Genomic DNA, 12,505 nt, shown 5'->3' with positions numbered 1-12,505 from the left:
TTCACGCAGGGGCGACAATGAAACATCCAATCGCTTTGACCATGAACACCATGACCACGCCCCCCATCCTGACGCTGCAACCCGGCGAGATGACCTTCGCCGACCTGCGCCGCGTGTGGCTCGCGCCCACGCCCGTTGCGCTGTCGGGTGATTGCGCTGCCGCCATCGAGGCATCGGCTGCTACTGTGCAGGCCATCGTCGCCAAGGGCGACCCCGCTTACGGCATCAACACCGGCTTCGGCTTGCTGGCCAAAACGCAGATCCCCACGCACGAGCTGGAGCGTCTGCAACGCAACCTGATCCTGTCGCACGCCGTCGGCACGGGCGAAGACGTGAGCGACAGCGTTGCGCGCCTCGTGCTGTTGATGAAGGCCGCGAGCCTCGCACGCGGTTACTCGGGCGTGCGCCGCGTCGTGATCGACACGCTGCTGGCGCTGCTGAACGCGGGCATCACACCGTGCATTCCGTCCAAGGGTTCGGTGGGCGCCTCGGGCGATCTGGCACCGCTGGCGCACATGACGCTGGCCCTGCTGGGCGAGGGTGATGTGCGCGTGAACGGCGTACGCACCCCGGCGCGTCAGGCACTGGCCGCCGCCGGCATCGAGCCGATCGCACTGGCCGCCAAGGAAGGCCTGGCACTGATCAACGGCACGCAAGTGTCGACCGCGCTGGCACTCAACGGCCTGTTCCTCGCCGAACGTCTGTTGCAAGCGGCCACCGTGACCGGTGCGCTGTCGGTCGATGCGGCCAAGGGCAGCGATGCGCCGTTCGACCCGCGCGTGCATGCCGTGCGCGGCCAGCAAGGGCAGATCGCCACTGCCGCTGTCTACCGCAACCTGCTGGCCGGTAGCGCCATCCGCCAGTCGCACCTCGTGGGCGACAAGCGCGTGCAAGATCCGTACAGCCTGCGCTGCCAGCCGCAAGTCATGGGCGCGTGCTTCGACCTGATCCGCCAGGCCGGCGCCACGCTGCTCACCGAAGCCAACGCCGTGACCGACAACCCGCTGGTCTACGCCGATGCCGGTGAAGTGATTTCGGGCGGCAACTTCCACGCCGAGCCGGTGGCCTTCGCCGCCGACATGCTGGCGATGGCGATTGCCGAAATCGGCGCGCTCTCGGAGCGCCGTATCGCGCTGCTGATCGACTCCACGCTGTCGGGCCTGCCGCCGTTCCTGGTCGAGCAACCGGGCCTGAACTCGGGCTTCATGATTGCGCACGTCACGGCCGCCGCGCTGGCCTCGGAGAACAAGACCTTCGCCCACCCGGCCAGCGTCGATAGCCTGCCGACTTCCGCCAACCAGGAAGACCACGTCAGCATGGCAACCTTCGCGGGTCGCCGCCTGCAGGACATGGCGGACAACACCGCCACCATCGTCGGCATTGAAGCGCTGGCTGCGGCGCAAGGCGTGGACTTCCATAAACCACTGGCCACGTCCGACACGCTGGCGAATGCACATGGCTGCATCCGCTCGCGCGTGGCGTATTACGGCGAGGATCGTCTGTTCGCGCCCGACATCGAAGCGGCCCGCCGCCTCGTGCTCGATGGGCAACTCGGCGATTCGTGCCGCGAGCACGTGGCCGCACTCACACTCAACTGATCCATGCTCGTTCAAGCTGAACCGAACGTCTGGCAAGGCCGCGTCGATGCGGAAGAGGGCCCGCTGGGCCTGCGTTGGCACCAGACGGTGCGCCGTATCGATGCCGAAGATGCCGGCGCGCCGCTCGCCAATACTGTTGCACTGGCCGGTTTTGCCTGCGACGAGGGTGTCGCCCGCAACCATGGGCGCACCGGCGCGCAAGCGGGCCCGAACGCCATCCGCAAAATGCTCGCGAACCTGCCAGCGCGTGCCGGCCGCGTGGTCGTCGACGCAGGCGATGTGACGTGCCAGGGCGATGCGCTGGAAGCGGCACAAAACGAGCTCTCCGGCGTGCTGCACGCTCTGCTGGACCGCGGCGCGTTTCCGATTGCGCTCGGCGGCGGGCATGAAATCGCGTGGGCATCGTTTGGCGGCTTGGCGCGGCATCTGGCAGCGAAATCCGATCGGCCCCCGCGCATCGGCATCCTCAACCTCGATGCGCACTTCGATTTGCGCGCGGGCGAGCGGGGCAGCTCCGGCACCCCATTCCGCCAGATCGCCGAAGACTGCGCTCGGCGCGGCTGGCCGTTCCACTACGCCTGCCTGGGCGTGAGCACCTACGCCAATACCGAAGCGCTGTTCGCCCGCGCCCGCCAACTCGGCGCGCGCTGGATGCACGATGACGAGATGGACATCCTGCAACTCCCCCACGTGCTGCAGGTGGTGGACGTGTTCCTGAGCCAGGTCGACCACGTCTATCTGACGATGTGCCTCGACGTGCTGCCGGCCAGCGTCGCCCCCGGTGTGAGTGCGCCGTCCGCACGCGGCGTGTCGATGGACGTGATCGAACCCATCGTCGATCGCGTGATCACCTCGGGCAAGCTTCGCCTGGCGGATGTGGCGGAGCTCAACCCGTCGCTCGATATCGACAACCACACGGCGCGTGTCGCCGCCCGCTTGGTCGCGCGCGTGGCCGACGGCATTGGCCTGCAAGGAACCGCCCATGACTGACCAAGCCAATCTGCACTGGGATGCGCTCTGGACCAACGTCCACCTCGCCACGCTGGCGGCCGATGCCGACGGCTACGGTGAAATCCGCGACGGCGCCATCGCCGTCAAAGATGGGCGCATCGCGTGGCTAGGGCGTCGCGCGGATGTGCCCGCCAACGCCCGCGCCGAGCGCGAACATGACGGCGGGGGCGCCTGGCTCACGCCCGGCCTGATCGATTGCCACACGCATCTCGTCTACGCCGGCAACCGCAGCAACGAATTCGAAGCGCGCCTGAACGGCGTGCCCTACGAAGAGATCGCGCGATCGGGAGGCGGCATTGTCTCCACCGTGCGCGCCACGCGTGCGGCCAGCGAAGACGCATTGGCCGAAGCCAGCCTGCCGCGCCTGAACGCGCTCCGCGCCGAAGGCGTGACCACCGTTGAGATCAAATCCGGCTACGGCCTCGATCTGGAAACCGAACGCCGCATGCTGCGCGTCGCACGTCGCTTCGGCCAGACTTTGCCGGTGCGCGTGCGCACGACGTTCCTCGGCGCGCACGCCGTGCCGCCTGAGTTCGCCGGCCGCGCCGATGACTACATCGACCATCTCTGCACCGACGTGCTGCCCGCGCTTGCTGCTGAGGGCCTCGTCGATGCGGTGGATGCTTTCTGCGAAACCATCGGCTTCTCCCCGGCGCAGACGGCCCGCATGTTCGACGCCGCGCAACGCCTGGGGCTGCCGGTCAAGCTGCATGCGGAGCAGCTCTCCGACCAGGGCGGAGCCGCGTTGGTCGCGCGCTACGGCGGCCTGTCTGCCGATCACCTCGAATGCCTGACCGCCGAGGGCATCGCCGCCATGGCGCAAGCCGGTACCGTCGCGGTGCTGCTGCCCGGCGCGTTCTACTGCCTGCGGGAAACGCGCCTGCCACCGATGGCCGCGCTGCGCGAAGCGGGCGTGCCGATGGCCGTGTCGACCGACTGCAACCCCGGCACATCGCCGCTCACGTCGCTGCTGCTGGCGATGAACATGGCCTGCACGCTGTTCCGCCTGACGCCGCTCGAAGCGCTGACGGGCGCTACGCGCCACGCTGCCGCCGCGCTTGGGTTGTCCGGCACCTGCGGTGTGCTCGCCCCCGGCTGTGCCGCTGACTTCGCCCTGTGGCGCATTGAGCGGCCTGCGGATCTCGCGTATGCAATGGGGCTCAATCCCTGCGCGGGCATGGTCAAGGATGGGGTGTTGGTGTAGGGGCGGATCCGCTCAACGCTGCGCAAATTTGCACGGCGTTGAGCGTGTAGGAGCCGCGATCGTTCAGCGTCGCGTCGTCTGCGATGCCGAGGCGCGTGCGTCCCCGGGCTTCTTCTTCAGCTTCTCCTGCTCCGCAATGCCATTGCGGACCCGAGCGAGCGCCGCATTGACGTCGGCATCCGGCTTGGTCAACGCACCGTCAATCTGCTGGTATTTCACCAGCGCTGCGTCGAGGCGGCCACTGACCTCATCGCACACCGCCAGGTTGTACTGAAGCGCAAAGCTGGAAGGGTTGGTGCGTGCAAGATCGGCCCACTGCGTGCACGCGCGATCCAGCCTGCCCGCATTCGCAAATTCCAAACTGCCCTTGAAGGACTCGACAGACTGCGGGTTGAGCCCGTCCGTACTGCTCTGGAATTTCACGAGCACATTCCGTTCGTACGGCGCCACATCTTCCCGCGCCTGTCGGAATGCATCGGCTGCGGCCTTGGTTACCAGAACCTGTTCAGAATCGTCGGTTGCCTGATCGTCGCACCGGTACGAACTGGCCAAACCAATCTTGGTCTCGCTGTAGACAACGGTGCCACGCGCCACCTCAACGAGTCGCGGGGTCAACTCGAAGCGGGCGGTTTTTGTCGTGCAGCGAATCTGCGTGGTGTAGCACTTCTTGTCTTTGGGACAGACGGAGCGGGGTTCGGTGGAGTATTTGTAGGCGACCGGCGCAATGATGGCCGCGCCGCCGTATAGCGCTTCAGCACCGGTGAGGCGTCCAATCTTCGACGCCGTACGGGGGTCAACCAGTCCGGTGCGCTGCAGCGCGAGTTCTCCGATCACGTTCAGTAACTGTGTCCGATCGACGATCGTGAAGTAAGGCTTCTGCTCGTATTTCACCGAAGCCAGCATGCTTTCGAAGTCGATGGCGGCCTTGGCGCCGCCGTCTCCATCAAACGGCAGCACTGCGACACGGCGATACTTTGCCGCATCGGTTTTCGCCGCAAATTGCATGGATACAGGCGCCGTATTGCTCGCACATGCGAGCAGCACCAACGGTGTGATCAGCGCGAGCATGCGCGCGATTTTTGTTGCTCCCATAAATCACCTTATTTTTGTGTGTGTCGAATGCCATGGTCGATGGCGTGGTGCATGGCTCCCTCGTCGCGCGGGGGAGCCTTCTTATCCTAGAAGGCGGTGAGGCCGCCGTCACTTGCGCGGCGAGTGTAGCCGACGCTGTGGCAAGCATTGAGCGGATTGAGCACGCATTGCCCGACAAGCCGTACGCAATACTCCCGCTCGTATAATCGGCCGGGTTACCCGCGAACCCGCGTTCCATGCCCTTTTTGCCCGAACCCCTGTTCCAGCACGGCCAGCCCGATCGCACCGCGATTCTGCTTGTCAACCTCGGCACGCCCGATGGCACTTCGCCGCGCGAGGTCGGCCGCTACCTGCGCCAGTTTCTGTCCGACCCGCGCGTGGTGGAAATTCCGCGGGCGGCGTGGTGGTTCATTCTCAACGGGTTAATCGTGCCGCTACGTTCGCGGGCATCGGCACACAAATACGAGAGCATCTGGCTGCGCGAGGCCAACATGACGGGCTCGCCGCTCCTGGTCTACAGCGAGCGCCAAGCGCATGCGCTGCAGCAGTTGCTGAATGCGCAAGGCCACGACGTTGTCGTCGCGTGTGCGATGCGCTATGGCAATCCGTCGATTCCGTCCGTGATGCAGGCGCTGCGCAAGCAGGGCGTGGAGCGCATCCTCGTGCTGCCGATGTATCCGCAGTATTCCGGCACCACCACCGCCACGGCGTTCGACGAGGTCTTCCGCGTGCTGGGCCAGATGCGCAATCAACCGGAGCTGCGGCTGGTGAAGCATTTCCACGACGACCCCGCCTACATCAACGCGTTGCATCAGCAGGTGGGCGCGTATTGGGCGCAGCACGGCGCGCCGGATTTCGCGCACGGCGACAAGCTGTTGCTGTCGTTCCATGGCGTGCCGCGCCGCACGTTGGAACTGGGCGATCCGTACCACTGCGAATGCCTGAAGACCGGCCGCCTGCTGGGCGAGGCGCTCGGCCTGCAACCGGGCCAGTACCTCGTCACGTTCCAGTCGCGCTTTGGCAGCGCCGAATGGCTGCAGCCGTATACCGCGCCCACGTTGGAAGAACTCGGCCGCGTGGGCACCAACCGCGTCGACGTGTTTTGCCCTGGCTTTCCGGCCGATTGCCTGGAGACGTTGGAGGAGATCGCGATGGAAGGGCAGTCCACCTTCCGCATCGCCGGCGGCAAGGATTTCCACTACATCCCGTGCTTGAACGATAACGAAGCCTGGATCGCCGGTATGGCCGACATTGCGTTGGCGCATCTGCAAGGCTGGCCGCTCAAGCTCACGCATCCGCACGTGCTCGAAGCCAGCCGCACGCGGGCGCAAAGCAAGGGGGCGGCAGCGTGAAGGTGAGTACCGACGCCGCAGGCTGCGTGCGCATCGACAAATGGCTGTGGGCTGCGCGATTTTTCAAGACGCGCTCACAGGCGACGGATGCGGTGGAACGCGGTCGCGTGCAGATCAACGATCAGCCGGTCCGCCCCGCCAAGGATGTGAAGATTGGTGATCGCGTGCGGGTGTACGCGCATGAACAGCAGTGGGAATTGCAGGTGCTGGCGCTGGCCGAAGTGCGCGGGCCGGCGTCGGTTGCGCAAACGCTCTACGCCGAAACGGAAGCCAGCCGCTTAAAACGCGAGGAAGAAGTCGACCGCCGCCGGCTATACCGCGAGCCCGCCACGCAAATCGCCGGCCGCCCGACCAAGCGGGACCGTCGTCGTATCGACAAATTGGGCGACTGACCCAAAGTGTGTGCTAACTTGATAAGCTCAGCCCACGCGGCACCTGCATCTGCGCGGGTTTGCTGATGTAGTGCTTGAAGATGGCCTTGCCGCTGCCGTACTCCGTATAGCGCGGTGTGACGGCGCCGGAGAGGCAGATGAACGTTGTGGCTGCTGTCAGAGTCAACAGCAGGAGCACGGTCAGAACGGGCAGCTTGTTATGCATGGTACGAACCCTCAAAGAAGCTCGCGCCCCCCAGATTTTTCTTGCATCATAGGCGGCCGATTAAGGCCCCGCAATTGCTGTGCCGTGGCAATCAGATGAAACTTGTAACGCGATATTTCGTGATGCATGGTGCACAGTTCCCGCGCATCCTGCGCCCTTGAAAGGCGCGCCAAATGCCCCATATCGGGGAGAAATTGTTTGTGAAAATCCAGCGGATCGGTGCGCGGCACATGTTGTGCGTCGAGTACGCCGATCCCCTTATTCAGCGCTATGAAACACACTTCGGAAAACCCATCGCAACCGGATATGCAAGCCGCCCAGCCGAACCCCTCGTCTGCCGGCCAAGCCGCCAACGCCTATTCGAGCCAGGCCCAGCGCGCCAGCGCCGACGCCCAGGCCATCGCCGGTGACGAAGCCGCCGTGGCGGAAGCCGTGGCTGACGTGGACGCCGCCGAACTGCGCCGCCAACTGGAAGCGGCTGAAGAGAAGGCGCGCCAGAACTACGAAAACTGGGCTCGCGCCACGGCCGAAGGCGAAAACATCCGCCGCCGTGCGCAGGACGACGTGGCCAAGGCGCACAAGTTCGCCATCGAAGGCTTTGCCGAATACCTGTTGCCGGTGATGGACAGCCTGCAAGCCGCCCTGGCCGATACGTCGGGCGATGCCGCGAAGCTGCGCGAGGGCGTTGAACTCACGCTCAAGCAGCTGTACGCCGCGTTCGAGAAAGGCCGTGTGACCGAACTGAACCCGGTGGGCGAAAAGTTCGATCCGCATCGCCACCAGGCCATTTCGATGGTGCCGGCTGATCAGGAGGCCAACACGGTGGTGGCCGTGCTTCAGCGTGGCTACACGCTGGCCGACCGCGTGCTGCGCCCGGCGCTCGTGACGGTGGCCGCGCCCAAGTGAGTTAGCTCGCCCCATGATCCAGAACACCACCACCTCGCACGCAGCGCCTGCCGCGATCTCGGTCGACAAGACCGCGTTCGCGGCGTTCGGCATGCGCGAGGTGAATGGCGAGACCATCGACGCGGCCATTGCGGCAGCGGGCGATGCGCTCGTCTGCGTGTTCTTCTGGGGCGACGATTGCTTCAACTGCGAGATGGCCAAGCAGGCCATGCTCGCGCAGCCGGCGCCCGTGCGTGAGCTGGGGCTGCACTGGCTGCATGCCAATGTCTACGAACATCCGGAGCTCGGCCAGCGGTTTGGGCTGCATGGCATTCCGGTGTTCCTGTTTTTCCACCGTGGCAAAAAGCTTGGCCGGGCGACCGGCTGGCATGGCCACGCGCAGTTTGCCGCCGCCGTTGCCAATGCGCGCAACAAGCTGGCCGGCAAGCCGCTGGTCTGAGGCCGCGTTTGTGATGACGCGCGTGCCGATGGCTGCGGCCTTCCTCTTTTCTTCGTCTTCTCGTGCCGTGCGCCCCAAGCGCGGTGCGTACGCTCAGTCGCGCGCCGCTCAGGCGATGATCGCGACCCTTGCCGCCGCCCGGCGGTTGTCTTAGTGCCCTAGCGGCACCTTGCCGCCGGGCTCGCACCACCTTCATCTGCAGTTCCAGATCCGTATCACTGCCGGCCGGCGTTTGCGCCCGCTGGTGTTCTTGCCGCTGCATTGCGTTGGCCCGGAAGGCCATCGGCAGCGGTTTTGCCTAGTGTTGAAAACAGACCGTAGGAGATCGACATGTCCAAACCAGCCGCCATCTACCTGACCGAGCTCGACCTCACCCGCCTGGAAAAGGCAGCCGAACGTGCCGGCAACAGTTCGGCGCTCGCCGATCTGGTCGATGACCTGATCGCCCGTGCCAATGTGGTGCCGGGCAACAAAATCCCCGCCGATGTGGTGACGATGAATTCGGTTGTGCGCGTGGTGGATGACGCGGGCGCCGAGCAGGAGTGGACGCTCGTCTACCCGGAGGACGCCAATGTGGCTTCTGCCAAGCTGTCGGTGCTTTCGCCGATGGGCGCGGCGCTGCTGGGTTCGCGCGCAGGCAAATCGGTCAAGTACTCGTCGCCTAATGGTGCTCAGCATTCCCTGCGCATCGAGCGCGTTGCTTTCCAGCCCGAGGCCAGCGGCCAGCACACGCTGTAAGCCGCTTGCCGCAGAGGCTCAACGCGAGAGGCTGTACCCGACACGCAACTGCGAGCCCAGCTTGTGGTTGTAGTCGAGCAGGCTCTCGCCGTAGCCGGTGAAGTACTGGATGAACAGGTAGCCGGCCGTGCCGGTGAAGATCCGGCTCATCGGATAGGTCAACTGCGCATCGACGCTGCCGTAGCCCTTACGCGTGCCTTTGCGCAATGTGGCCGCCAGCTCCCAGCCATTGGGGGCGCCGTACGAGACGCGGAAGTCGCCAAAACCCCGGTAATGCGCGATGTCGGTATTGCCGGTACGCGTGAGATACGCGTACAGCTTGGGCTCGAACTTCCAGTGGTAGTCGGCCAGATCGCCAAAGTGGAAGGTCGGGCGTACGAACACGGTGTTGATGGCGCGCGAGGTGTCGCCGTCGCGGCCGTTCGATTCGTGTTCGATGCCGCCCGCGAACGACAGCCGTGTGAGCGCGCCACCGCGGATGCCGACGGGCAGGTCAACGTCGGGCCGGTAGTAGAACAGGCTCGGCCGGTAGTTCGTATCGCGGAACGGTGCCGATTCCTTGCCCAAGTCCCATAGCGAGAACTGCGTGTAACCGAAGTACAGGTTATCCAGCAGGGCCGTCGAGGCCGGGTTCTCCGGCTGGAAAAGCCGGAGCTTGAAACTCAACTGAAATTTGACGTTCAGGCCTTCGTGCGCGCCAACGGCGGCGAACATCGGCTCGTGGAACGTCAGGCGTGCGGTCTCTTCCACTGGGCGAAGCGGCTCGCCGGCCCCCGCCACCGTCACGGTTGCAGGCGAGGCAACGTTTGCTTCAGCGGTTTGCGCAATCGGGTTGGCGCCCAGGGCACCGCCCGGGCGGGCGCCATTGGCGGCGGCGTTAGGGGCTGCGCCCGCCGGTGCGCCCTCGGCGGCGACTTGCCCCGCGTCCGCGCCGCGTACCAGCGTCACGAGAACAGGCGCCGCATCCAGGTCCGGCGCATCGATGCGGACCGTGCCGCGCAGCACCTCAGGCAGCGTGCCGGTATAGGCGACGGTCCGGACTTGGCCCGGACGCAGATGTAGCGTTTCCGCTCCGGTGTCATGTCGATTCAGCAGCACTTCCACCGGGCCCTGCAGGTCGGCGGTGGCGGTGAGGCGCAACCGGGTCGGCACCGTGTAGCTGCGCTGGGCGGTATCCCCCGAGACAACGAGGGTCAGTGTGAACGGCTGGTTGGCGTCAACGCGGCGGGCGGGTTGAAGCAGGGCGACGGCGGCATCGGCAGAGGGCACGGCGCATGCGGCAAGCACAGCGGCGCCAAGAACGGCTCGGATGGGGGGTAATTGCATGGGTACGAAGGCCACCGGGTTCCGGCGAATGGCAATGCGGGCAAGGGTACCATCCCGGCCTTTGAGGCCCGCGTAGCCCCTCCATGGCGTTCAAAACAGCCGTTTTTGCCCGGGAGCGCACGTTTTCGGGTGCTTTCCCCAGAAAAACCGGCCAAAATGCTCAACTTTTCAAAATTCGGCCTTGAAAAGCCGGGCGGCACTCCCACATCCGAGCCAAGTTTGTATTTCAGTGCAGTCCTGACACCAGATTCGAGGAGTAAGACATGGGCAAAATCATCGGTATCGACTTGGGTACCACCAATAGCTGCGTTGCCATCATGGAGGGCAACACCCCCAAGGTGATCGAGAACGCCGAAGGCGCGCGCACCACCCCGTCGATCATCGCCTACATGGAAGACGGCGAGATCCTGGTCGGTGCCCCGGCCAAGCGCCAGGCCGTCACCAACCCGAAGAACACGCTGTACGCAGTCAAGCGCCTGATCGGCCGCAAGTTTGAAGAGAAGGAAGTCCAAAAGGACATCGGCCTGATGCCGTACACCATCACCAAGGCCGACAACGGTGACGCCTGGGTGGAAGTGCGCGGCCAGAAGCTGGCGCCGCCGCAAATCTCGGCCGAGACCCTGCGCAAGATGAAGAAGACCGCCGAGGACTACCTGGGCGAGGAAGTGACCGAAGCCGTGATCACGGTGCCGGCCTACTTCAACGATTCGCAGCGCCAAGCCACGAAGGACGCTGGCCGCATCGCCGGTCTGGACGTCAAGCGCATCATCAACGAGCCGACCGCGGCTGCGCTGGCTTTCGGCCTGGACAAGAACGAAAAGGGCGACCGCAAGATCGCCGTGTATGACCTGGGCGGCGGTACGTTCGACATCTCGATCATCGAGATTGCCGACGTGGACGGCGAGAAGCAGTTCGAAGTGCTGTCGACCAACGGCGATACGTTCCTGGGCGGCGAAGACTTCGACCAGCGCATCATCGATTACATCATCGGCGAGTTCAAGAAAGAACAAGGCGTTGATCTGTCGAAGGACGTGCTTGCGCTGCAACGCCTGAAGGAAGCCGCTGAAAAGGCCAAGATCGAGCTGTCGAGCACGCAACAGACCGAAATCAACCTGCCGTACATCACGGCCGATGCCTCGGGTCCGAAGCACTTGAACCTGAAGATCACGCGCGCCAAGCTGGAAGCGCTGGTCGAAGACCTGATCGCACGTACGATCGATCCGTGCCGTACCGCCATCAAGGATGCTGGCGTGAAGGTGTCGGACATCCATGACGTGATCCTGGTCGGCGGTATGACGCGTATGCCGAAGGTGCAGGAGAAGGTGAAGGAGTTCTTCGGCAAGGAAGCCCGCAAGGACGTGAACCCGGACGAGGCTGTTGCCGTGGGCGCCGCCATCCAGGGTCAGGTGCTGGGCGGTGACCGTACCGACGTGCTGCTGCTGGATGTGACGCCGCTGTCGCTGGGCATCGAAACGCTGGGTGGCGTGATGACCAAGATGATCGGCAAGAACACGACCATCCCGACCAAGTTCTCGCAGACTTTCTCGACCGCCGACGACAACCAGCCGGCCGTGACGATCAAGGTCTACCAGGGCGAGCGCGAGATGGCCTCCGGCAACAAGATGCTGGGCGAATTCAACCTGGAAGGCATTCCACCGGCACCGCGCGGCACGCCGCAGATTGAAGTGTCGTTCGACATCGACGCCAACGGCATCCTGCACGTGGGCGCCAAGGACAAGGCGACCGGCAAGGAAAACAAGATCACGATCAAGGCAAGCTCTGGCCTGTCGGAAGCCGAGATCGAACGCATGGTGAAGGACGCCGAGGCCAACGCCGAGGAAGACAAGAAGCTGCGCGAACTGGTCGACTCCCGTAACCAGGGTGAAGCGCTGGTCCACTCGACCAAGAAGGCACTGGGCGAGTACGGCGACAAGCTGGAAGCCGGCGAGAAGGACAAGATCGACGCTGCGATCAAGGAACTGGAAGAGGCCCTGAAGGGCACTGACAAGGCCGCGATCGACGCCAAGACCGAAGCGCTGGCAACCGCCTCGCAGAAGCTGGGCGAGAAGGTCTATGCCGACATGCAAGCCAAGGGCGAAGCCGGTGGTGCGGAACAAGCCGCGGGTGCCCAGGCAGGCGCGCACGCTGGGCAAAGCGCACCGCACGACGATAACGTCGTCGACGCCGAGTTCAAGGAAGTGAACGACAAGAAGTAAGCCCCGAGTCCGCTGCGGCGGACTTG

At 64.7% G+C, this 12,505-nt stretch carries 13 protein-coding genes; 9 read left to right on the top strand and 4 right to left on the bottom strand.

Annotated features, from left to right (window positions below; all coding sequences use genetic code 11):
- The first annotated feature begins 41 nt into the window (after positions 1 to 41).
- Genes hutH through hutI form a run of 3 tightly spaced genes read left to right on the top strand, consistent with a single transcriptional unit; the run spans position 42 to position 3,813 of the window.
- The gene (hutH, locus tag ACS7SF_RS05495) at positions 42 to 1,598 is read left to right on the top strand and encodes a histidine ammonia-lyase (protein ID WP_439892042.1); all 1,557 of its coding nucleotides are present in this window, start codon (positions 42 to 44) and stop codon (positions 1,596 to 1,598) included.
- A 3-nt stretch (positions 1,599 to 1,601) separates the two neighbouring features.
- Positions 1,602 to 2,588 carry a formimidoylglutamase gene (hutG, locus tag ACS7SF_RS05490; protein ID WP_439892041.1) on the top strand — a complete coding sequence of 329 codons (987 nt, stop codon included), beginning with the start codon at positions 1,602 to 1,604 and terminating at the stop codon, positions 2,586 to 2,588.
- Complete coding sequence (hutI, locus tag ACS7SF_RS05485; RefSeq protein ID WP_439892040.1) at positions 2,581 to 3,813, top strand: imidazolonepropionase; 1,233 nt, start codon at positions 2,581 to 2,583, stop codon at positions 3,811 to 3,813. Before hutG ends, hutI begins: the two co-directional genes overlap by 8 nt.
- A 63-nt stretch (positions 3,814 to 3,876) precedes the next feature.
- Here the strand turns inward: hutI and ACS7SF_RS05480 are convergent, their stop codons facing one another.
- On the bottom strand, positions 3,877 to 4,881 hold the full coding sequence (locus tag ACS7SF_RS05480; RefSeq protein ID WP_439892039.1) for a CsgG/HfaB family protein: 1,005 nt from the start codon (positions 4,879 to 4,881) through the stop codon (positions 3,877 to 3,879).
- A 260-nt stretch (positions 4,882 to 5,141) separates the two neighbouring features.
- Here ACS7SF_RS05480 and hemH point away from each other — a divergent pair, with 260 nt between their 5' ends.
- Both hemH and ACS7SF_RS05470 read left to right on the top strand, forming a co-directional pair.
- Positions 5,142 to 6,257, top strand: a complete 1,116-nt coding sequence (gene hemH, locus ACS7SF_RS05475; protein ID WP_439892038.1) for a ferrochelatase — start codon at positions 5,142 to 5,144, stop codon at positions 6,255 to 6,257.
- The gene (locus tag ACS7SF_RS05470) at positions 6,254 to 6,649 is read left to right on the top strand and encodes an RNA-binding S4 domain-containing protein (RefSeq protein ID WP_439892037.1); all 396 of its coding nucleotides are present in this window, start codon (positions 6,254 to 6,256) and stop codon (positions 6,647 to 6,649) included. Before hemH ends, ACS7SF_RS05470 begins: the two co-directional genes overlap by 4 nt.
- Positions 6,650 to 6,662: 13 nt before the next feature.
- Here the strand turns inward: ACS7SF_RS05470 and ACS7SF_RS05465 are convergent, their stop codons facing one another.
- Entirely contained in the window at positions 6,663 to 6,854 is a 192-nt protein-coding gene (locus ACS7SF_RS05465) for a hypothetical protein (protein WP_439892036.1), read from the bottom strand.
- Positions 6,855 to 6,865: 11 nt separating this feature from the next.
- Positions 6,866 to 7,084, bottom strand: a complete 219-nt coding sequence (locus ACS7SF_RS05460) for a hypothetical protein (protein WP_439892035.1) — start codon at positions 7,082 to 7,084, stop codon at positions 6,866 to 6,868.
- Between the two features lie 40 nt (positions 7,085 to 7,124).
- Here ACS7SF_RS05460 and grpE point away from each other — a divergent pair, with 40 nt between their 5' ends.
- From grpE to rnk, 3 genes are all read left to right on the top strand, one after another.
- On the top strand, positions 7,125 to 7,760 hold the full coding sequence (gene grpE, locus ACS7SF_RS05455) for a nucleotide exchange factor GrpE (protein ID WP_439892034.1): 636 nt from the start codon (positions 7,125 to 7,127) through the stop codon (positions 7,758 to 7,760).
- 13 nt (positions 7,761 to 7,773) lie between these two features.
- Positions 7,774 to 8,199, top strand: coding sequence for a thioredoxin family protein (locus tag ACS7SF_RS05450; RefSeq protein ID WP_439892033.1), 426 nt, complete (start codon positions 7,774 to 7,776; stop codon positions 8,197 to 8,199).
- Between the two features lie 330 nt (positions 8,200 to 8,529).
- Complete coding sequence (rnk, locus tag ACS7SF_RS05445) at positions 8,530 to 8,937, top strand: nucleoside diphosphate kinase regulator (RefSeq protein ID WP_439892032.1); 408 nt, start codon at positions 8,530 to 8,532, stop codon at positions 8,935 to 8,937.
- A gap of 18 nt (positions 8,938 to 8,955) precedes the next feature.
- Here the strand turns inward: rnk and ACS7SF_RS05440 are convergent, their stop codons facing one another.
- On the bottom strand, positions 8,956 to 10,263 hold the full coding sequence (locus ACS7SF_RS05440; RefSeq protein ID WP_439892031.1) for a phospholipase A: 1,308 nt from the start codon (positions 10,261 to 10,263) through the stop codon (positions 8,956 to 8,958).
- Positions 10,264 to 10,526: 263 nt separating this feature from the next.
- Between ACS7SF_RS05440 and dnaK the strand changes: the two genes are divergently transcribed.
- Entirely contained in the window at positions 10,527 to 12,479 is a 1,953-nt protein-coding gene (dnaK, locus tag ACS7SF_RS05435) for a molecular chaperone DnaK (protein WP_439892030.1), read from the top strand.
- Positions 12,480 to 12,505 lie beyond the last annotated feature (26 nt).

This window comes from Ralstonia sp. 25C (genome assembly GCF_051904805.1).
Classification (GTDB): domain Bacteria; phylum Pseudomonadota; class Gammaproteobacteria; order Burkholderiales; family Burkholderiaceae; genus Ralstonia.
The sequence above is the reverse complement of the archived record's forward strand: the minus strand, read 5'-3'. Positions and strand labels throughout refer to the sequence as shown.